Here is a 19384-nt window from a genome sequence, read left to right as displayed (position 1 = left end):
AGCATCAGGCCAGCTCGAGCGGCGTCGGCGGGAACTGGACGGAAGCGGTCCGGGGGCGAGTGCAACGTAGGCCTTGCCCGGCACGGATCTCTCCGTGCCAATCTCGCCGCTTTCCGACAGGGACCTTCTCAAAGACCTCGGCAGCCTTCTGCAGAACCTCGCGCCCCTGGTGCCTGACCCGGCCCAGACCGTCCTGGACACAGCCGGGCAGATGCTCGAGTTCGGGCCCGATCTCTGGTCGGCGTCGCGGCACGCATGGCGCATGATCGCGGCCTGCGTTCATGCTGGCCGTCGTCGTGCCAGGCGGGCCGTGACGCGCATGATGCGCTGGCCTCGCAGCCGCGCGACGAAGATTTGACCTATTGTGTCCGGTTCGCCAGGACCGGGGCCACATGGTCCCGGTCCTGCGCTGAGGTGGTCACCGCTGCGCGCCGGTTTCGCCGTCCGGCTTCCGCTGTCCCGGCTCTTCCGCCCTGCACTGGTTCTCGCACGGGTCTCGTCAGCGGCTCTCGGCACTCGGTGATCGGCACTTGTGCTCGTCAATGCACCCGCTACGACGTGCGGTTTACCGATCGATGGTTCGTTTGTTCGTCGAAGGTCGTACGGCAAGACTGTGCCCCATGACCAAGCAAACGAAGCAGACCTCATTCAGCAAGCGTCCGGCCCCCGTCACCGGGGGGCAGACCCGAAGCGCCTTGCTCATCCGAGCTAAACGCGCCGCCGTGCCCCTGCGCAAGGTGTTCGTCCAGCTGCCTCAGAGCGCCGAGACCCGGCCCGGGCTGCTCGCGCCGTTCATCACCGCGGGCGACCTGCGCGGGCTGCGCGCCTACCTGATGATCGTGGCGGCCAGCAGCAACACCACCGAGCAGGGCACCTGGACCACGGAGCTGGACAGCCTGGTCTGGGCCCGGCTGTTCGACGCGCACACCGGCGCCGAGCACGCCGCCGCCCGGACCGCGGCGTGGCGGACCATGGGCCGGCTGCAGGACAAGGGCCTGATCGAGTGCCACCGCACCAAGGGCAGCCGCAACATCGCCGTCACGCTGCTGCGCGAGGACGGCAGCGGCAAGGAGTACACCCGGCCCGGGATCGCCGACAAGGACGCCTACCTGCAACTGCCCATCGCGTTCTGGACCAAGGGCTACGACGAGAAGGTCAACCTGCCCGGGCTCGCCATGCTGCTCGCCATCTGCAACGAACGCAGCTGGGCCGCCTTCCCCGCCGAGTGGATGCCGGCCTGGTACGGCTGGTCCGCCGACACCACCCTGCGCGGGCTGAAGAACCTGCGCGAGCACGGACTGATCGAGCAGCGCGAGCGCTTCAAGAAGGCGGCGCTGACGGCGCCGGGCTCGACCATGTTCTACGAGTACCGCCCCGCCCGGCTGCTGCGTCCGGCGGTCCAGGCCCGGCCCGCGGGAGAGACGGCGTGAGCGCGAAGAAACCGACCCCGGCCGGCGATCCCGGCCGCGAGCCCCTGCTGCGCATCCAGCTCACCGTCCCCCGGTCGCTGTGCTGGATGCTGGCCGGCGCGCTGCTCGGCAACCTCAACGACCTCGGGCCCCTGCTCCAGGGCCTCGGGCGGTTGCTGCTCTGAACAGCTCTGGTCGGGTGTGCCGGACACGGAACGGCGGTAACCCGCGCCGGTCCCCGTGACCGGCACATCCGACCAGAACTCATCGTTTCCACTCCCGCCACTTGCCCATGGCGGCTTCGGGCCACGTAAGTCACGGACTCTGTTACTTCCGTACTTCGGTACTCCACACTTCGCGGATCAGGTAGCCACCGTGGCCGGAAGCGCCTCTGACGCTGATCTTGGCCCCACGGAAGAGAGCGGTGCGCATCGATGCGTCTTGTCGTACTGGTCTGGCATTCTGACGCTGGGTATCCATAGTGATCACTATCTGTTGGAGAGTGCCGTGCCGAATCAGCAAGAGGTGGCGATCAGCAAGCACATCGTCAAGCGGCTGGGTGAGCGCGGCGTCGAGGAGACGATGGCGAGCCTGTTCCCGGTCGACTGCCAGACCTGCAATCGCTCGCTGGCTGGCACAACGATGGCGCTGGTGGTCACGGACATGATGGTCTTTGCCCGCGCGGCGCTGCACCACCGTCGTTGCCACAAGTCGGAGTGGAACGACTCCGGCATGGTCTCGTCGGCCGGCGGAGCCACCTTGAGCCACCGGATGCGCACCCCGATGCTGCCGTGGACCAACGCCAGCACCGGCGAGGTGGTGATGCAGCCGATGTACCTGCTCAACCCGGGACTCGAGGCCGTGTTCCTCGAACGCGACGCCGACGAGCAGTGGCACGTGAAGCTGCCGACCCAGTTCACCGCCGCCGGCCTGGTCCACGACGCCAGGCAGCTCTCTGAGCGGCCGGTCCAGGAGGCCACCGTCCGGCTCGCCGACGACGGAGTGGCGCTCACGATGGAGAACCTGCCCCCGCAGACCTACGTGTGCGACGCCGACGAGGCGTACCGCGAACAGGTCCGGGCCCGCGGGGGCGTCATGCTCATCGTCACCCACGCCCTGAACCCCGACACGATGCTGCACGGCGACGATCTGCTGCAGGTGCTCGACGATCACCGCACCCTGGCCGGGTGGGTGCCGCTGGCCGAGGTACGCGAAAAGCAGCCGAGACAGCCGGCGCCCTCGAACCCGGCCAAAACCGGGACGACGTACCTGCTGCACCGTAGTCCCCGCCATCTCGCGGTCGGCCCGCTGCTCGGGCACAACCCCGCGGCACTGTCCCCCGAGCAGGCTCAGCAGTGGGCCGAGCAGGTGATCGGCTGCGAGACGATGATCGGCTGGGACTCCACCATCGGCGGGGAGCCGGCCAGCGGATGGTTCAACATCGACTTCCTCAGTGTTGCCCAGTACGTCCTGATGCAGTACCCGGACGGCTGGCGGGTGCTGCGCACCCTGTCGCGGGTTGCCGGAGCCGGCGGCGCGGAGACCGACACCGAGGCGAAAGTGTGGGCGGACAAGGTCGTCAAGTTCAAAGATCAGGTCACCGGCCTGCAGTGGACGCCCGGTCCCACTCCAGACGGTGCCATCACCCTGTACGCCGTCGCTTGAGCCTCCGGACCTGGGAGCCGCCGCGCGCTTGAGTGAATACTGGTCGGCCGGACCGTTCGGGTGGTCGATCAGCCGGTCAGCATCGTGATGATCTGGTCGAGCTTCGCGGTGTGCTCGCGGCGCAGGGACGTGATCGCGTCGCCCTGGGCGTGCAGCAGCTCGGTGTGCTGCGACTGGATGATCGACAGCGCCTGGATCAGGTGGTGCTGGGCGCGAACGGTCTGGGCGACGTCGCCCAGGTCGCGGATGTCTTGATGAAGCTGGCGGGATATGGATGGTGCCATTTTGGGGTACACCCCAACACCACATTCATCACGGGCATCAGATGTCGTCAGAATAGGGTACCCTTGGGCATTTCTTGACGCATGTCCGGTGACTTTATAGAGTCCAGCTCGACAGAACACGTCGGGAGAGGACCAGACGATGCGCGTCGGATACGTCAGAGTCAGCACCGTCGACCAGAACACCGTCCGACAGCTCGACGGGGTCGAGGTTGAGCGGGTCTTCACCGACAAGGCGTCCGGCAAGGACACCACCCGGCCGAAACTCGATGAGATGATCGCGTTCGTCCGTGACGGCGACACGGTGCTTGTGCACTCGATGGACCGCCTTGCCCGCAACCTCGACGACCTGCGCCGGCTCGTACGCACCCTGACCGGCAAGGGGGTGCGGGTGGAGTTCGTCAAGGAAGGCCTAACGTTCACCGGCGAGGACTCACCGATGGCCACCCTGCTACTCAGCGTCATGGGAGCGTTCGCCGAGTTCGAGCGCGCCCTGATCCTGGAACGCCAGCGTGAGGGCATCGCCGTGGCCAAGCAGCGCGGCGTGTACACCGGCCGCAAGCCGGCGCTCACCTCCGAGCAGGCGCAGCAGCTGCGCGAGCGCGTCGCCGCAGGCGAGAAAAAGTCCGTGCTGGCTCGGGAGTTCGGCATCAGCCGCGAGACGGTTTACAGCTACCTGCGCACGGCCATTGCCGACTGACCAGCCGGAACTGCCGATCCAGCTCTCAACAGCATCCGGCAGAAGTCGGCCGGGACCGCTGCCTTCCCTCGAGGCTAGGTGAGCGGGCTTGGCAACGATGACACCGCCGTATGCGGGCAAGTTAGAAGGGCGGCTCGTCGTCGAACGCGGCGGAGGCTGCTCGTGCTGGCGCGGTTGCCCATGGGTCTTCGAAGCCCGAGCGCTGTTGCCACAGCTGAGGATCCCGGCGCGGCGGCAGAGTCGGCATCTCTTCGTCCTGCTCGTAGTCGTCGAGCATGGCGTTCCAGTGCCTCTTCACCGCGGCTCGAAACGACTCGGAATCATTGCTGTACTCCCCCCAGCGTTGCTCGTTTGGGTCGCGGCCGGCGATGCCGCAGAGCGCCTCGAGGATGGTGTCCACGGTGGGCCAGATGCGCGGGATGGTTATGCCGGTGAGGACACGGCGGATCGTCTCAGTGCTCGCAGTGCCGCTTAGGTTCCGCGCGTCGGCGTTGTTTTTGATCCAGTTGGAGATGGTGCGCAGAGGTGGTCGACCGGCCTCACGATAGTGCGAGAAGAGTTCCTCGACGAACGCGCGGTGCGGTCCTTCGGGCAACTGCGCCTTCGTCGGCATCCGCAGCATCCTTGGCATGGTGTCCCGTTTCGTCTCAAGCCGACCCGTGATGACAACCTAAGTCTAAAGACACCATGTATCGGCACTCTTTGACACATGGTTGCCAACCGTAGACATCACTTGTCCTTACCGTGTCTTCGCAGGTCAACCACTTTTGATGGTCCCCGACGATGGAAACAGTGGCGCAGCGAGCGCCTGCTGGAATCTCATCCTTTGAAGGGCCTTACGTTGACGAATCCCACTGCTCGTGGTCTCTGGCTCGCGGTTACGGCTCTGACCGCCGCGTTGGTCGGCATCGCCGCTGGGCTGCTGGCTTGGGTCGGTGGACTGAACCCGCCTACCTCGATCCTGACGGGTGGAGCAGCCTTCGGTAGCACAGTCCTGCTCGTTTTGGCCGTCCTGCACTTTGCTGGTAACGCCGCGGACTGAGTTCGAAAAGCGTGCGGCTTGCCAAGATGCGCCGCGTGGGCTGCCGACTACCACGCATGAGACTCGGTTCCGTACGGCCGGGCTGCAGCTCTGCGTCGACCGGAGCAGGTCCTGGCACGCGCCCCCTGCCGGTACTCGACGATCTGGTCGCCGGACGCGACCGTGCTGGGTGGCTTCCTCAGGCCCTGAATGGCGACCCGGCCGGATCGCGGCTCAGCGGGCGTACGCGGTAATCGCATCGCCCTGCTCCCCTCCCACCCTGCTGGCGAAAACTGGTAGACCTTGTGGCCGGCGCAAGTGGCGGGTGCGCATCTCTCGCGAGCGCAGCCGCCAGAGCACTCGAGGCCCCACAGACACCGGCAGCCTGGTTCCGTGGTGCGCAAACCAGGCTGCCGGGGGTGGAGGCCATGGTTAGTTGAGGCCGACGATGCTGTGAAACAGCACGATCGACGCGCCCGCGGCACCGCCTCCCCACAGCACCGCGCCTGGTAGGGAACCGTCGACGTGGTACGACAGGAAGCCCGCCAGGACACCGATCACAAGGGCGAGCAGCAGGATGACCGCGGCGCGGACGGTCAACAGCGGTGCAGGCGGTGTGGGGGGCATGATGTACCTCCAGGGATTGTGTGGCTAACGCCAAGTAGTAGGTACGTATGCGCAGGTCACCCCATGGATCGGCCGGGAGAAACTCGTGGAAAAAAGTTAGGGGAAGTCCGTGGGCTCCCTGCGGCGGGTGCACCTAGGAAAGGTCATTCACGGTGCTGTTCGCCTGGTTGCGATAGGTCGGGCACAGCAAGGCGAGACGACCGAAAGGGCGGCGGCGGGGTGGCTGGGCACGACGATCAGACGGTGGACGAGGAGCCCACCGCCGACGACGTGCCGCCACTACAACCTGGCCGATGGAAAAACTTCGACGAGCTCACGGGCATTTCGGATGCAGTACAGGCGCAGGACATCGCCTGTCAGCGCGACAATCTGCGCCGGCGCCTCGCCGACCAGAGACTGCGCGACGCCCTGGCCGAGGAGAACTTCGCCGGCGCTCGATACCGCCGGTTCGAGCAGGAACTCGCTGCGTACGGGATCTCGGTGCTACGCGGTTGGATGCACTCCGGCTACATCTTCAAGGCGACCGCGACTCTGGGGTTCCACCTCGACCCAACCGAGTACGAGCTGGAGGAACTGGTTCGCGACTCCGATGTCCGCGAAGAGCTGGCGAACATGACAGTCGCAGTCACGCTGCCGAAGTTCCGCGACCAGGCCCTCGTCGGCGGCGGCTGGACGAGCGACGGCGGGGCCAGCCTGCCCACCTACTTCGTGGGTGCGACCAAGTACGTGTTCCCCAACGAGTTCCGCCAGCACCGCGCCTACCGGTCTCGGTACAACCGGGCGACCCATGAGACGGCCGTCAAGACAGGGCCGCTGCTCGACCCGCTCAGCGACCCCGCGGCGACGGTGCCGAGCGACATGCACGTCAGGGACGTCATCCGCAGTCTCGACGGGCGGACTGCACCGGTGGTCGCGCTCCGCCTGCTCGGCTACAGCCACGAAGAGATCGCTGAGCTGCTCGACCTGCCTACCGACCGAGCGGTAGAGGGCATCCTGTACCGGACGAGAGCCCGGGCGGAAAAAATCAAGAAAGCCATGACCAGGAAGCGAGGTGATTCCGATGGGCGAGCATGACGAGAGTTTTGAGGCGCTACTCGAACAGTCGTCCCTCGGATCGCCGGGAGCCCGGGAACTACGCCGCCGCACGCCGCGCGACCAAGTGGAAGCCGTCCGGCGCATCGCCGAGCTGCGCCAGCTCATAGCCTGCGGAACCGGAGAACAACGACAGCAGGCCGAAGCTGACCTGACCAACGTGTTCCTCACCCTGGGATATGCCAGTCAGCTGGATGATCTCACTCCGACATCGGTCCCCACGGTGGAACCGCACCCTGCCGAACCGGCACCGCACCCTGTCGAGCCGGCGTCCAGCGGTGAACCCGCCCAATTCGCCACCTTCCGCCGGCCGTCCAACGAGGTTCTGGCGCTGGAGCATGAAGCGGCTCGCGTGCGGGCCAGACTGATGGACCCGGAGACCGCGCTGCGGGAGCTGGCCGAACGCCTGACTTTCGCGTATGTGAACGCGGGCAAGCCGTCGTTGGCCGTGCTGAGCGAGGCCGTCCACTACAGCAAGGGCACGCTGTCCAAGGTGTTCGCCGGCAAAATGGTGCCCTCCTGGCCGCTGGTCGAGGGGCTCGCTGCCGAGCTCGGGGTGCCGACGCAGACCGTCATCGGGGAGTGGTTCCATCTTTGGACTGCGGCGAACACGTTGCGGCGCAGGCCGGGCGGGATGCGCGAGCGGACCGCGACCGAGCCAGCCCCGACCGCGGCGCCGAGCGTGGCACCGACCGTCACGGGTTCGGGCCACACCTGCCCGGCCTGCGGCAGCTGGGTGGTCGACCCCGCGTTGCACGCCCAGTGGCACCGGCAGGCCGGGGAGGTCGGCCAGGGAGGGCCTGCCTCCGGGGCGCTCGGTGGGTGGGGCGCACAGGCCCGGGCCATCGGTTTGACCCATGAGAGCGATGGTCCGTGAGGTCGGGCCAGACCGGGTAGAGCGCCCCCGGACCAAGAGCGGCCTGAACTGGCCCCTGGCCGTGACCGGCTCGAGAAGCTCGCCGAGCACCTGGATGTGGACACTCGTACCTTCGCGTCGGTCTGGGTGCCCTTGTGGGAGGCGGCAAGTCGCAAGACCGAGCAGAAGCCCGACCCCGCCCCTGAACCGCAGAGAGGCCCGTGGGGCGCGCCGCCCGGCTTCGAGTGCCCGGCATGCGGCTCCTGGGTGACCAACCCCGCCCGCCACATCAAGTGGCACATGCCGGCCGATACCGGCTACAGCGGCGGTTCGGTAACCCCTCTACGCCCGGTGCAGTAGGAGCTGGAGCCTTCCCCAGCGCGGGGAGGGCTCCAGCTCGTCGCCGGCGAAAGGGCGGTCAGTCCTCGATCGGCAGGACGAATCCGCCGCCGGCCGATGCCTGTGACCGGGCCGTCGATCGCGGCGACCGTCCTGCTGGGGCTGCGGCTCCTCGCCGTCGGTGTGGCTCTACGGCTGTGGCCCGCCCGGCGCCCGAAGGCGACCGCGTCCGGCCGCTGACCGCTGGGATGGGCTGCCGACCGCTTCAGTCCGGCGGCCGTGCGTGGTCGTCCCACTGGGTGACGCAGGAGTGCAACCACACCGCACAGCCGGCTCAGGTCGTCGATCAGTGCCGGCGACCGGGGGTCGGCTGTAAAGGTGGGCCGAGCCGGGCCACCTTCCGTTCGGAGGGCGGCCCGGTCGTCAGTCGCTGACTCCATGTCCGGCTGTCGCGCAACGAGCATCCTCGGGCGGCTCGTCGTCCTCAGGCGGTCCCGCTGACTGTGAACTGGTCTTGGATGAGGATTCGCTGCACCTTTCCGCCACCAATTGCAGGTAGACGGGTTCGGGCTCCGATGCCGACTCCGCCCGCCAGTACTGGTTGAGCCCGTGTCCCAGGATGAGCAGATTGGAGACCTGCGAAGCGTTGTGCTCCTCGTCCGGTACCAGGTGCCTGGGTTGATAGAGCCCCGCACAGTAGAGAGCCAGCTGGCCCTGCCCAGAAGGCTGGGCGGGCAGGTTCGCCCTCTTCAGGTGTCCCAGGTATGCCCTCCCCCAGTCCTCGAGGTTGGGCCGGCGTTGGTGGTCCGATGTCTCGGTGTCTGCGGTGTTCCTTGCGGGAGTCGCGCTGTCGTATGTCGCCAGTGCTTCCAATACTTCCCTTGCCGTGGGGGCATCGGCGTGGTCGATCAGATGCTTGATCGCGTAAGACAGTGCTGAGTGCCAATTTGTGGTCGGGGCCGTCGCCCTTGTAGCACGTTCCGCTTCTGCCTGGGTCTCCGTCGCGCGCTTCTCGGCGGCTTCCAGGATCTTCCGGGCGTCCTCGTGTGCCTTGTCGAGGATTTCCTGCGCGCGTCCGAGCGCGGTGTTGACGTAGGCGTCCATGCTTTCGACCGCGGCCGCTGCCTTCTCGCGGTGCCTGGCCGCGAAGCGGGCTGCGTAGTTGGCCTGTCGCATCTCCACGATCGCCCGGGTTTGCGCGGCTTCCACGGCCGCCTCGGCGGCGGCCAGCTTCGCCTCGGCCTCTCGCAGCTGGCAAGCGACCTCCTCCAGGCGCATGGCAGCCGAGAATGGCATCTCGAAATCCGGAAGTCCGTCGAGCTCTCCCCATGCCGCGCCGGACATTGAGGCCGACACGTCCATCCCGGCATTTTCGAGCAGCTTGGTGAGCTGTTCCTCGATGTGCTGGTCCTCGACCTGGTCGACGACGCGGTCGACGAGGTCGAAGGTCTCCCGGAACTCTTCGCTGGAAGGCTTCGAGGTCGGGTCGTCGATGGTCATCGGGCCTCCTTCCTCATGGAGCCGGCGTCTTGTTCCGCCGCCCTCTCGTCCTTGATGGCCTGTTTGAGACGCTTACGGGCTTCGAGCAGGCTCTGTCTCACCGCTTCCGGTGAGCGTCCGAGCATCGCCGCGATCTCCGACGAGCTAAAGCCGTCGACCACGAACGCCATGACCTTGCGCTGCTCGGTGGGCAAGGAGTTCAGCAGGCCGAGAACCCATTCGCTGTCTTCCCACAGAGTTAGGGCGGCGTCCTCACGGCCGAGGGCGGTGCCTGCGCCGCGTTCGACCTGCCGGACCCGGAGACGGTCCAGACCGTGGGTCTTGGCCTTGATGAAGTTGCTGATCACGGCGCGGCAGCCGTAGGCCACCCGGTCGCCGATGTCGTCCCAGCGCCGCAGGACCTCGTGCATGGCCTTCTGGGTGGCCTCTTCGGCCTGCTCCTTGGTGGCGCCGGCGTACATCGCGGTCTTCATCAGGGTGCGGAAATGCTCACGGTAGAACTTCGTGAACCCGACGGGCGGGGTATTGCGAACCTCCACAGGCGGCGTGACCGTAGCTTGCGCTACGCCGTTGTCTGCCTCCACTCGGCCAGCCTCCCCTCGGCGGGTGTGGCGGCCAACGGTATGGCCGCGTCACAAGGGTTGGTCCTGTAACGCGGCCGGACGTGAGGCGTGACGCCAAACTTTCTTAGAATTCTTCTTCCAGGCCTGGTCAGCGCTGGGTCAGGAACCATAGGACCAGGGCGACGGAGATGATCGCGACCACCGCGGCGATCACTGTTGCCGGAATCGAGCCGGTGGCGAGGAACGCCCCGACCACGCTGGCGACGGCGCTTTCCAGCAGCAGGACGGCCGACACGGAGGCGGCCCGGCCCGGGCGTTCGGCCGGCGGCTGGGGGGATGCAGCGACGGTCATGGCGGTTCCTTTCGAACGGGAGCCCTGCTTTCACATGGAGAGGTCCACCGGCACCCAAGATCGTGAGGCTTCCGTCGAGACTTCGCGGTAAGCGGGTCACGCTCGCCGCTTAGGGGCAGGCGCTCCAACCGGCCGCGCCTTACTGCCGACCTCGCTGGGCGACCACGTAGCGCGGCGAGACCGTTTGACGCTGCTGGTCCCTAGATAGCCGCCGACGTCAAGATCGAGGCGTTGCACGAACCCGCGATGGCTGCGATCAAGTAGGCCTGACTGCCAGGCCCGGTTCATCAGGGCGCGGGTCACGCTGCCGGCCACCGTGTCGGGGGTGGCCACAACGACGATGTCCATGCCGTCGACGGCCGCGGACGCCACGGTGGGCCAGTCAGGGCCAGGCTCGGGAATCAGCGCCAAGTGCTCCAGCGGTACGCCTGCCTCAGCGGCGGCGAGCGCTCCGAAGGTCGGCATGCCCACGATCGCGGCTCACGCGCCTGTGCTCATCGCCTCGGCGAGTAACGCGATGACCAGCGAGGTCGAACGACCGCAGCAATAGTCGCGCCACGCCGGATGCCACCGGGCCGGGGGAACAGGCCGGCCAGCGCCGGTGGCTTGGCAGGTGACGAGCGGCGTATCCGATCAGCAGGGCCGCCAGGTAGCGATCTGAGCGGCCGCGTGCAGCGCAGCAGTACGATCTCGGCTAGGGTGCTTTTAAGTGAAATAAGTTAAAGGCACTTGCAGATACTGCGCATGTGTTCGAAGCTTGACGTACGAGCCTCATACACACAGGGCTCCGCAGTAAGGGGTAGACCATGAGCACCACCACGACGCTCGCCGCCAAGGCCATCCAGCTCTCCGAAGCCGCCAGCCGTCCAGGCAGCCCGGAGCATGACTCTCTGAAGGCGGTGCTCGCGCTCATCTCACGGCTTGACGGCGAAGAGGTTCGCTTGAATGCTGGCGGCACCGGCTCTGTTGCCGTGCCTGAGCTGGTGGTCGATTTGCTGAGGCAAGTGTGTGCCGTCCTTGACCGCGGAGACGGCGTGGTTGTCAGCGAAGTTGCCCGAAAGCTAACCACCAGCGAGGCCGCACGGGTCTTGGGCGTGTCTCGGCCGACTCTGATTGCTCTGCTCGACAAGAGTGAGATTGCCTCGCACAGGGTCGGTACTCACCGGCGGGTGGCACTGACCGACGTGCTGGCCTATCGCCGCCAACGCGTCGCACAGCAGCGTCAGGCCTACGAGGCGATGATGGCCGAGCAGGACGAGCTGGGTATCTACGAGTAGCAACCACCCCATCGCTTTCAGTGCGCGGCATCGGTAGCCTGGCTGAGTGCTGCCGGTGCCTCTCACTGTGTTCCTCGATGCCAACGTGCTGTACTCGCGCTGCCTGCGGGATTGGCTGGTAATGATGGCTCTCGACAGCGGCTATACGGCCTTCGATCTGCGGTGGAGCGAAGCCGTCCTGGCCGAGGCCTTCTATCATCTGCGCCGCAACTACCCTGATGCCCCGGAACGGCGGATCGAGCGCTGGCGCGAAAAGATGGACGAGAACTTCCCCCAGGCCAAAGTGACGCACTGGGATCCCCAGTCCGTCCCGCGCCCAGCAGACCCAAACGATCATCATGTGCTCGCCGCCGCCTATGCCGGTCAAGTTGATTTCCTCATTACCTGTGACGGCGACGTCGCCAACTTCCAGCGGTGCCTCGACGAAATCGATGCCGGCATCACCGTGCTGCACGTCGACGACTTCCTCTGCATGATCGCCGAGCGGTATCCCGAACTCGTCCGGCGGCGCTACCTGTCCCAGGTCATGTACTTCCAGCACCGAGACCGGGTCGATGAAGACACCGCGGCAGACTCGAGCTTGGAAAGTCTTGAGAAGGCAGGAGCAAAGCGCTTCTCATTCTTGCTTCGTACCGATGAGCGCTTCCGAATCTGGTGAGTCACTGTCGGCGGCATCCTAGGCGCGAACCCCTCGGCGCGGACGGAACTTGCGGGCGCCTACCGCGTACAGGCTGATCCACCTGGATGCCGTCTGTAGGTGCTCGGCGCCCCGGCTGCCCGCGAAGTACACCGCTACCAGGACCGCCGACGGTGTCAGCTTTCCAGAACGCTGCTTCCGCCGGTCCTTGTTAACCGCGGTTAACAAGGACCGGCGGAAGGTAGTGCACTCGGAACGGGCTGCTTACTTCTCATCCAGGAGAAGCTGGGCCAGGGCGCGGAGATCTTCCGGTGGAAGCGCCGCTCGGAGCGACTCAGCGATCACCGGGGGGGTCGTGCCGAGTCTGCGCACGGCGGTGATGACAGTCGACGCTCTACGCGGCTCGGGAACGTCAGCGAGACGGGGTTCTCCAGGTTCCGCCTCGGCAGCCTTGTCCACGGCCGCCTTCCGCTTGAGGATCGCTCGTAGGGCGTCCATCTGTTCCGGCAGTGGGTACAGGTGGAGCTTGCGGACGTCGCGAAGCGGCACTCCCCCTGCACGGATCATGTCCTGGACTTCGGGGGCGAGTTTGAGCAGGTTCATCCGCTGGGTCACCCATGCCCGGGTTCGGGAGAGGCGGTCGGCGGCGGCTGCCGGCGAACCGCATTCTTTGATGATCAGCTCGATGGCGCGGGCTTCCTCGACGGCGTCGTAGTCCTGGCGGTCGAGGTTCTCGGCTGCGGTGGCGCTGACGAACTGGGCTCGGGACTCTGCGAGTTCGTCCTTGACGGAGATGTCCATCATCTCGTCCACGCGTTGCAGGGCCAAGCGACGCCGGCCGCCGGTCACCTGCACGAAATCGGCGGTACCGAGCTTGTCCTCGAACTCGGGGAAGATTTTCGAGAAGGCGGCGCGGGTGACGACCGTGCAGGCCTGCAGCTGGCCGTTCTTGCGGATCGAGTCGGCAATCTCGTGGATCTTGGGAGAGTCCGGATCGAGAACCCGGGTGTTGAGCGGGTTCGCGGCTACCCGATCGAGCAGCACGCTGCGCGAGCCGTGGGTGGCGATCCGCGGAGCCCGTACCTCCGCCGGCGCCGCGCTTGCGAGGGATGACAGGTCGACGCGCTTTCCCGCCATCTCAGCCCTCCTCGACCAGAGCCTGGGCGCCGGCCTGCCGGGGTACACCTGCGGGGGAGCCGCCGTAGCCCAGTTCGAGAGCCAGGCGCAGGAAGTCTTCTCGGGCCTCGGACGCGGTGCGGTTCTTCGGGTACTGGGTGACGACCTGGCCCTCAGCGCTCGCGCGGGTGTGCAGTTTGTAGCGCCGGACCACCGTGTCGCACATCGGCCATCCGCAGGCGGCGATGAACTTGGCGGTCTGCTGCAGGTCGGTCAGCCCGTCGCGGGGATCCCAGTTGTTGACCACGACCCGGTACGGGATGCCGCGCGGGGCGACGACCTGGTTGATCGTGAGTCGGGTCGGCTCGTAGGACAACGGTTCCGGCGTCATGGGCACGATGACGTCGTCGCACTGATCCAGGGCTGCCTGCAGGATCCGGTCGTCTTCCAGGCTGCCCGGGGTGTCCACGATGATGTGTGCGTAGTTCAGTGTTCGTAGCCGGCCGAGGAGCTTGGGGTCGTCGACCTGGCTGAAGTCGAAGGGCAGACCGCCGTTCTCCTTGACCCGTCCGGACCACCACACCGATGAGCCTTGCGGGTCGGTGGATACCACCAGGACGGGGCTGGGGCCGTCTTGCGGCGTTGCGGCCTTGAGCGGGTTGTTCTCGCCGGACAGGACGGCGTGGGCGACGGCGCCCAGGTTGACGGCGAGGGTCGTTTTGCCGACCCCGCCTTTCTGGTTCGCCACTACGTGAATCTTGGCAGGCATGTGCCCCTCTTCCGTGTGCTTCCCGGGGGTTCCGGTACTTCGGACTGGGAGCATCGTAAGGCCATCGCACCCATGCTGAGCTGCTGCCACGCGCCAGTCGTCAGGTCAGGCAGGCCGTTGATGGTCGATCCCTTGTTAACCGCGGTTAACGGCCCAAGGAGGCTCACCGGCATCGACGGACAAGATCCGACCTGTTAACCGCGGTTAACAGGTCGGAGGCCGGCTAGGGCGCGACCGCTGGGGTCAAGGACTATTTACGACCTCACCTGACCTGCGCCTCTACGTCGGATACTCGCCGCGCCGGTGTCGACGATCGAGCCTCAGCACGATGCAACTCATGCGGCCGGGTGCCGGGAACACCTGACGAGGCCGTCCATGGGCGGCAGCCGCACAGACGCCCAGTTAACCGCGGTTAACAACGCGGGTCCGCGGCTGGCGCTCCCGTCAAGGACTATTTACGACCTGCATCACCTGCGGGTTCGCGCACGTCACACGCGAGGCCTGGTCAGCGGTGCGCGATTGCGGGCCTCTCGCGATGCCGTCCTGCTGGACAACAGTCGCCCGGCTTCATGGACGAAGCGGCGGCGGTGCACGGCCGGAGCGAGTATCAACCGCAGCGGCCTTGACCCGGCTGGCGCACGGCGGGCCAGTCCTCGTAGCCGTCGGCAGCGGGCTGGACGCGCGCGGGGCCGGCGGACATCCGGGCCGCCTCCACTGGGTCCGCCGAGGGCGTGCTGTTGTGGCTTAGGCCGGCCGCGGCCGCAGCGGCACGGGCGGCGGCCCGACCGCTTTGGTCACCAGCGCGAGTAGCTGCCGCAGCGGCATCGCGAGCGTCGAGCATGGCGCGCAGCGCTGCCGTGCGGGCCAACTCGGCGTCTCGAGTGTCGGCAGCCGCCGCTGCGGCGGCCTGGTTCCGTACCGGGGAGGGCCACGGTACGACCGCGTCCGGGTTGGCAAGTGCCCGGTCGAGCATGGTCGCCAGATAGCGCAAGGGGGAGTGGGCCTCGCCTGGGGCAATGATGGTGTGAATGCCGGCGTAGCGCTCGACCAGCGTCACGACGTCGTCTGGGTGCTCGAGCCAGGCCGGACCGAGCCGCGGGCTCACGGTGGCGGCGATCATCCGCAGTCGCAATCCCCGTTCACGGGCCACCGCCGCGGTCCCGCTTCTGCCGATTCCGGCATCGTCCAGATAGCGCTGCAGGAAGTCGCACCGTTCCGCCAAGGCCGCGGCGAGGGGTTTTGCCCACGACATGGCTTCTGAGTGACGTGCACGAGGCTGTGACGATCGACGCGTGCCGTAGGGCTTCCTAGGATGGGCAGGGCTTGTGACCTGGTCGGGCGCGGTCGTCGTCGAGCGCGAAGCGCCCTTTTGGTATTGATCTTCGCCCCGGCCGTTAGGCCGCGAGCTACCGATCAGCCGAGATGTTGATCGGGGAGAGAAGTGCAGACCCCAGTACGGACCGGAAGATGATTTTCTACCTGTACCCCTCCGGGGGTGGTCGAAGAAATTCTTGACGCGTTCGGCGAGTTCAGCGGCCTTCTGCACCGCGATGAACGCGTCGTGGGGAGCTCGTACGGCGCGCTGCACGGCGGCCATCGACGACGGGCCGCCCGGGGGAGTGGCGGCAGCCTGGCTGGCCTTGGCGCGAGCCATCATGGCCGCGGTGACGGCCTTACGGGCGTCAGGAACCCAAACGTCGTTGACCGCCGCCTGTAGCTGCAGGTCCTCAGCGGTGCGCTCGGCCACGGCGGCCTGCGCGTCCAGGAAAGCCGCCTCGGCGGCCTCAGCTGTCCTGCTCGCCTCGGTGAGCAGGGCCTGGTGTTCTTCGACGAGCTGCACTGCCCGGTGCAGTAGCTGCGCGATGATGATCGCGGCCTGGCCCAGGAACGGCTCGGGGTTGTACCTGCTGCGGTGCAGCGGCTTGAAGTCGTAGGCGGCGCGTTGCCTACGACGCCGGGTCTCCGTGCGCTCTTCCAGGGTGCAGGCTCGGCCCTGCTGGACCTGTTCGGCGCACTTGAGTGCGACGGAGCGGGCCCAGCCGGTGGTGACCGTCTTGGTGGCCACTCCCGCGTATAACGCGGTCGGCTCGAGACCGGCCATCGACCCGCGCCCGGTGCGGTAGTCCGCGTCGATCGCCATCACCGCGACCACCTGCGGGTACTCCACCGGCCGGCCTCGCATGCTCAGCCCACGCTGCTGCCGATCGGCGGCGTCACGGGCGAGGAAGTCCGCAAGCAGCCACCACGCCCGCGCCCATCCCAGCGCTCCCCGCTTGACCTGCAGACGACCCTTCGAGCCAGTCTTGGTCAGCTCCGGCATCGCCTCGATCACCGCCGCGACCCTGGCGTGCCACCGCTCGACGTCGGCGAGCCGCTTACGCGCCAAGGCAACCTGCTCAAGTGCCGCCTGATGCTCGGCCTGCAGCTCGGCGACGCGCTCGACGCCGGCGGCCGCCTGCGCCTGGTCGAATTCGTGGATCGCCCGCGCGGCCTCCAAGAACGTCGCCGCGTCGCCGCACCGCCAGCACGACCCGGCACCGTCCGAACGGCCGCACACCTCACACGCCAGCCGCACCTCCAGGTCCGCGACCCAGCCAGCCTGTTCCGCGCTCAGCCCACGCGAGCGCTCCCCGCGGCGAGCCCTGTCCTGACGCGACCGCCAGCACGTCAAGCACAACGGCGTCGAGTCCCCGGCCGTACGCCTGGACAAGCCCTGCCGGGGATACGCAAGGCCTGCGGCCAGGCAATCGGAGCACCACTGCTGCTCACCAGTCAGGTACTGCGTCCGCAACGCCGGCGGCACCGCGACCACACCGACCGGCAACTGCAGCTGCCCCACGGCCGTCGACCGGCGTGGCAGCAGCCGCAGATGCGTCCGGCACGCCCGCAGGCCCGCGTCGACCGCCGGCACGAAGCGGCCCGCGTCATGACACGCCTCGCACCAACCGTGCAATTGATCACGAACATGCTGCCCAGCCTGTGCGGTCATGACCGATCACCAACGCCAGCACGAAGCACATCAGCACAGCCCGCGCCAACAAAACCCCAGCTCAGTGGGGGTGGAGCCGCCGAAGGCCTAGCAACGCCGGCCACGGCGGTGACGAGTACGGGCGGGTACCCCCGACCCCGGGAAAGCCGCAGCATGGCGACACGCCCACAGGCGATTCGAGGACAAAAAAGCACCCGCCCGGGGGCGAGTGTTATCGTTGCCTCCGAGTTAGGGGCCCTGAACCTCCTCTTACCTGCGGCCAAACAGACTTGGGAGGTTCGGGGCTTTTCTCTGTCTATGGACTTGTCCACGCCCTCCAGCGCGGTTGATGACTCTCCTAGATCACAGTGCTACCGGCGGATCGTACGGCGATCTCGGTACGAAACCGGTCACCGACACGCATCAAAGCGTGCCATCCACCTGTCTCAACGCGTTCGGTCGTAGGCCTAATTGATCAATTCAGCTTGATCCAATACGAAGGGCTGTAGAGCCCAGCCGTTGTACGGGCAGACCAAGCGCTGGGATCACCCCTCTGGACCGGTGAACCGGCATAGAGCAGCAGTGGCGTCATCATGGATTTTGCCCCGCCAGTGCCGGACGCGAGGGTGGTCGCCATCCGCACGGCGTACCTCATCAATCAGCGCCTGGGGGCCTTCGTCGTTGGCCACAGCGAACATCGCCTGCCAGGTCCATCCATGCCGCTCCACCAGGCGTGTTACCCCGTCTGAACAAAGCAGGGCCTGCCGAATCTCAGTCAGAGGAGCCTGCCCCATGAGAGCCTCGCCGGCAGCTTCAGGGACAGTGCTAGCCACCCAGAATCCTCCTGGTCGGTTACGCACTGTCGCCACGTAGTCAGGATCATAGGTCCGCACTTCTGCATCGACGACCGGCGCATCGGGGAGATGATCGACCCTGTCGTCGATGACGACGGTGTGTTTTCCCGCAGCGTCCTCAACAACGACTGCGCAGTCGGCGAGCACGAGCCATTCGACCAGATCGCCACGGGTGCGCAAAATGGCGACCGCCGCACCTGGCGACAACGGGTCGCTCAAATCGCAGGTAGGGCCATGATCGGCCATAGTCGCGCGGATCGCGGCGGCGAGGATGTAAGGCAAGGTCTCGCGGTCATGCACGGTGAGTTTGTATGCGAGATGGTCCGCCAGGTGCTCGACGATCCAGGTCACTGGGTGAACGCATCCGCCGGTCCGTCCGGGATAGCGACCAGCGCCGTCGAGGACTAAGGCCCAGTTCTCGCCAGCGCGGAAGCGGTCCTCGTTGTCGCCGGCAGGAGCCGACTCGGATGCATAGCTCGTTTGCACTAAGTCGGTCACCATCAGTCAGGGATCTTGAACTTGTAGGCCATCTTGACCATGTCGCCGGCCATGACGGCAAGCATGATCTCAACCGCGCGGCCCATGGAGTCGTACGTGGTACGGATGAGGTCAATAACTGGAGTTCCAGCTGGTAGACGCAGTGCGACGCCCTCTGGGCCGGTAGGCATACGCACGGACCACTCTTCGCAGATTTCGTCGAGTTCGTAATCGTCTCCGTGGCGAGTCTTGCCGACGTCCTCCAGTCTGGCAAAACCGCCGCCGGGGCCAGTCTGCTCTTCCTTGATCAGCGTGCCGTCGACGACATCGAGCTCGTAGTAGCTGTCTGCCAGTTGATTCGGCCTGTCGTCAACCAGCGTGGTGCGGCGGCGCACCCACACAGGTGTGCCGACAGGGATGTCGAATCGCTCGGCCACCTTCTCCGGAGCAGGGGTTACCCCGAGTTCCCGCATCATTTGTCCTGCTGTGTGACCCTGCGCCTCCGCTTCAGCCGTCAGGATCGGCTTGCCGCTACGCCATCGGCTCTTGCTGTATCGGTCGATGCCGTGGCGTCGAGCGCTGGGCCGCTCCCGTACGAAGGTCCCCTTACCTTGCTGGGTAACTACAAGGCCTTGCTGGCGCAGCAGATCCATGGCTTTACGCGCCACCGCGAGGCTGCACAGGTTCACTTCGGCCAGCTCATCAAGAGTGGGCAGCTTCTGCCCCGGGGCGTACCGACCTGTCTCGATCTCCATACGCAGGTCATCAGCCACACGCACCTGGAGCGGACGCGCGTCAGTGGGCCCGGTGCTCATGGCGTCACCCTACTTGATCTGTTGCATGTCTGCATACAGACCTCTTGACGCGTCGGGTTGGGCTCT

The 19384-nt window shown here is 66.6% G+C and carries 20 protein-coding genes; 9 read left to right on the top strand and 11 right to left on the bottom strand.

Translation table 11 applies throughout. The features are described 5' to 3' along the window. Positions 1–94 precede the first annotated feature (94 nt). The 4 genes from ACQP2Y_RS46865 (at position 95) to ACQP2Y_RS46850 (ending at position 3074) form a co-directional block, all read left to right on the top strand. Entirely contained in the window at positions 95–358 is a 264-nt protein-coding gene (locus ACQP2Y_RS46865) for a hypothetical protein (RefSeq protein WP_433732507.1), read from the top strand. 364 nt (positions 359–722) lie between these two features. Next, positions 723–1430: a hypothetical protein gene (locus ACQP2Y_RS46860; protein WP_433732505.1), complete on the top strand. Its 708-nt coding sequence runs from the start codon at positions 723–725 to the stop codon at positions 1428–1430. Beyond that, positions 1427–1594: a hypothetical protein gene (locus tag ACQP2Y_RS46855; protein ID WP_433732503.1), complete on the top strand. Its 168-nt coding sequence runs from the start codon at positions 1427–1429 to the stop codon at positions 1592–1594. The genes ACQP2Y_RS46860 and ACQP2Y_RS46855 overlap by 4 nt, the downstream gene beginning before the upstream one ends. A 322-nt stretch (positions 1595–1916) precedes the next feature. Beyond that, positions 1917–3074 (top strand): hypothetical protein, encoded by a 1158-nt coding sequence (locus ACQP2Y_RS46850; protein WP_433732501.1) that lies wholly within the window; start codon positions 1917–1919, stop codon positions 3072–3074. A gap of 68 nt (positions 3075–3142) precedes the next feature. Here ACQP2Y_RS46850 and ACQP2Y_RS46845 read toward each other — a convergent pair whose 3' ends face one another. Further along, the gene (locus tag ACQP2Y_RS46845; RefSeq protein ID WP_433732499.1) at positions 3143–3358 is read right to left on the bottom strand and encodes a hypothetical protein; all 216 of its coding nucleotides are present in this window, start codon (positions 3356–3358) and stop codon (positions 3143–3145) included. Positions 3359–3497: 139 nt separating this feature from the next. On the opposite strand from ACQP2Y_RS46845, the gene ACQP2Y_RS46840 reads away from it, so the two are divergent. Then, positions 3498–4055 (top strand): recombinase family protein, encoded by a 558-nt coding sequence (locus ACQP2Y_RS46840; RefSeq protein WP_433732497.1) that lies wholly within the window; start codon positions 3498–3500, stop codon positions 4053–4055. A gap of 121 nt (positions 4056–4176) precedes the next feature. On the opposite strand, the gene ACQP2Y_RS46835 is transcribed toward ACQP2Y_RS46840, so the two are convergent. Beyond that, the gene (locus tag ACQP2Y_RS46835; protein WP_433732495.1) at positions 4177–4677 is read right to left on the bottom strand and encodes a hypothetical protein; all 501 of its coding nucleotides are present in this window, start codon (positions 4675–4677) and stop codon (positions 4177–4179) included. Between the two features lie 831 nt (positions 4678–5508). Further along, positions 5509–5703: a hypothetical protein gene (locus ACQP2Y_RS46830; RefSeq protein WP_433732493.1), complete on the bottom strand. Its 195-nt coding sequence runs from the start codon at positions 5701–5703 to the stop codon at positions 5509–5511. Positions 5704–5946: 243 nt separating this feature from the next. On the opposite strand from ACQP2Y_RS46830, the gene ACQP2Y_RS46825 reads away from it, so the two are divergent. After that, positions 5947–6777 (top strand): hypothetical protein, encoded by an 831-nt coding sequence (locus tag ACQP2Y_RS46825; protein WP_433732491.1) that lies wholly within the window; start codon positions 5947–5949, stop codon positions 6775–6777. After that, entirely contained in the window at positions 6764–7672 is a 909-nt protein-coding gene (locus tag ACQP2Y_RS46820; protein ID WP_433732489.1) for a hypothetical protein, read from the top strand. The genes ACQP2Y_RS46825 and ACQP2Y_RS46820 overlap by 14 nt, the downstream gene beginning before the upstream one ends. A gap of 741 nt (positions 7673–8413) precedes the next feature. Here the strand turns inward: ACQP2Y_RS46820 and ACQP2Y_RS46815 are convergent. From ACQP2Y_RS46815 to ACQP2Y_RS46805, 3 genes are all read right to left on the bottom strand, one after another. Continuing rightward, the gene (locus ACQP2Y_RS46815; protein ID WP_433732487.1) at positions 8414–9490 is read right to left on the bottom strand and encodes a hypothetical protein; all 1077 of its coding nucleotides are present in this window, start codon (positions 9488–9490) and stop codon (positions 8414–8416) included. Then, positions 9487–10074, bottom strand: coding sequence for an RNA polymerase sigma factor (locus ACQP2Y_RS46810; RefSeq protein WP_433732485.1), 588 nt, complete (start codon positions 10072–10074; stop codon positions 9487–9489). Before ACQP2Y_RS46810 ends, ACQP2Y_RS46815 begins: the two co-directional genes overlap by 4 nt. Before the next feature lie 127 nt (positions 10075–10201). After that, entirely contained in the window at positions 10202–10405 is a 204-nt protein-coding gene (locus ACQP2Y_RS46805; protein ID WP_433732483.1) for a hypothetical protein, read from the bottom strand. Between the two features lie 806 nt (positions 10406–11211). Between ACQP2Y_RS46805 and ACQP2Y_RS46800 the strand changes: the two genes are divergently transcribed. Continuing rightward, on the top strand, positions 11212–11682 hold the full coding sequence (locus ACQP2Y_RS46800; protein ID WP_433732586.1) for an excisionase family DNA-binding protein: 471 nt from the start codon (positions 11212–11214) through the stop codon (positions 11680–11682). Between the two features lie 46 nt (positions 11683–11728). Beyond that, the gene (locus ACQP2Y_RS46795; protein WP_433732584.1) at positions 11729–12340 is read left to right on the top strand and encodes a PIN domain-containing protein; all 612 of its coding nucleotides are present in this window, start codon (positions 11729–11731) and stop codon (positions 12338–12340) included. 243 nt (positions 12341–12583) lie between these two features. On the opposite strand, the gene ACQP2Y_RS46790 is transcribed toward ACQP2Y_RS46795, so the two are convergent. The 5 genes from ACQP2Y_RS46790 to ACQP2Y_RS46770 form a co-directional block, all read right to left on the bottom strand. Beyond that, a complete protein-coding gene (locus ACQP2Y_RS46790; RefSeq protein WP_433732582.1) occupies positions 12584–13456 on the bottom strand; it encodes a ParB/RepB/Spo0J family partition protein in 873 nt (290 codons plus the stop codon). A gap of 1 nt (position 13457) precedes the next feature. After that, complete coding sequence (locus tag ACQP2Y_RS46785; RefSeq protein ID WP_433732580.1) at positions 13458–14204, bottom strand: ParA family protein; 747 nt, start codon at positions 14202–14204, stop codon at positions 13458–13460. 607 nt (positions 14205–14811) lie between these two features. Continuing rightward, positions 14812–17193 carry a hypothetical protein gene (locus ACQP2Y_RS46780; protein ID WP_433732578.1) on the bottom strand — a complete coding sequence of 794 codons (2382 nt, stop codon included), beginning with the start codon at positions 17191–17193 and terminating at the stop codon, positions 14812–14814. Positions 17194–17717: 524 nt separating this feature from the next. Then, positions 17718–18527, bottom strand: a complete 810-nt coding sequence (locus tag ACQP2Y_RS46775) for a protein phosphatase 2C domain-containing protein (RefSeq protein WP_433732576.1) — start codon at positions 18525–18527, stop codon at positions 17718–17720. Next, positions 18527–19318: a GntR family transcriptional regulator gene (locus ACQP2Y_RS46770; protein WP_433732574.1), complete on the bottom strand. Its 792-nt coding sequence runs from the start codon at positions 19316–19318 to the stop codon at positions 18527–18529. Before ACQP2Y_RS46770 ends, ACQP2Y_RS46775 begins: the two co-directional genes overlap by 1 nt. Positions 19319–19384 lie beyond the last annotated feature (66 nt).

The organism is Actinoplanes sp. CA-051413 (assembly GCF_050955795.1).
In the GTDB taxonomy this organism is placed as follows: Bacteria; Actinomycetota; Actinomycetes; order Mycobacteriales; family Micromonosporaceae; genus Actinoplanes.
This window is presented reverse-complemented; position numbering and strand designations above follow the sequence as displayed.

Coding starts and splice junctions, on each gene's coding strand:
- ACQP2Y_RS46845 (WP_433732499.1), bottom strand. CDS start 3,358: ATGGCACCATCCATATCCCGCCAGCTTCATCAAGACATCCGCGACCTG.
- ACQP2Y_RS46840 (WP_433732497.1), top strand. CDS start 3,498: ATGCGCGTCGGATACGTCAGAGTCAGCACCGTCGACCAGAACACCGTC.
- ACQP2Y_RS46835 (WP_433732495.1), bottom strand. CDS start 4,677: ATGCTGCGGATGCCGACGAAGGCGCAGTTGCCCGAAGGACCGCACCGC.
- ACQP2Y_RS46830 (WP_433732493.1), bottom strand. CDS start 5,703: ATGCCCCCCACACCGCCTGCACCGCTGTTGACCGTCCGCGCCGCGGTC.
- ACQP2Y_RS46820 (WP_433732489.1), top strand. CDS start 6,764: ATGGGCGAGCATGACGAGAGTTTTGAGGCGCTACTCGAACAGTCGTCC.
- ACQP2Y_RS46815 (WP_433732487.1), bottom strand. CDS start 9,490: ATGACCATCGACGACCCGACCTCGAAGCCTTCCAGCGAAGAGTTCCGG.
- ACQP2Y_RS46805 (WP_433732483.1), bottom strand. CDS start 10,405: ATGACCGTCGCTGCATCCCCCCAGCCGCCGGCCGAACGCCCGGGCCGG.
- ACQP2Y_RS46800 (WP_433732586.1), top strand. CDS start 11,212: ATGAGCACCACCACGACGCTCGCCGCCAAGGCCATCCAGCTCTCCGAA.
- ACQP2Y_RS46790 (WP_433732582.1), bottom strand. CDS start 13,456: ATGGCGGGAAAGCGCGTCGACCTGTCATCCCTCGCAAGCGCGGCGCCG.
- ACQP2Y_RS46785 (WP_433732580.1), bottom strand. CDS start 14,204: ATGCCTGCCAAGATTCACGTAGTGGCGAACCAGAAAGGCGGGGTCGGC.
- ACQP2Y_RS46780 (WP_433732578.1), bottom strand. CDS start 17,193: ATGACCGCACAGGCTGGGCAGCATGTTCGTGATCAATTGCACGGTTGG.
- ACQP2Y_RS46775 (WP_433732576.1), bottom strand. CDS start 18,527: ATGGTGACCGACTTAGTGCAAACGAGCTATGCATCCGAGTCGGCTCCT.
- ACQP2Y_RS46770 (WP_433732574.1), bottom strand. CDS start 19,318: ATGAGCACCGGGCCCACTGACGCGCGTCCGCTCCAGGTGCGTGTGGCT.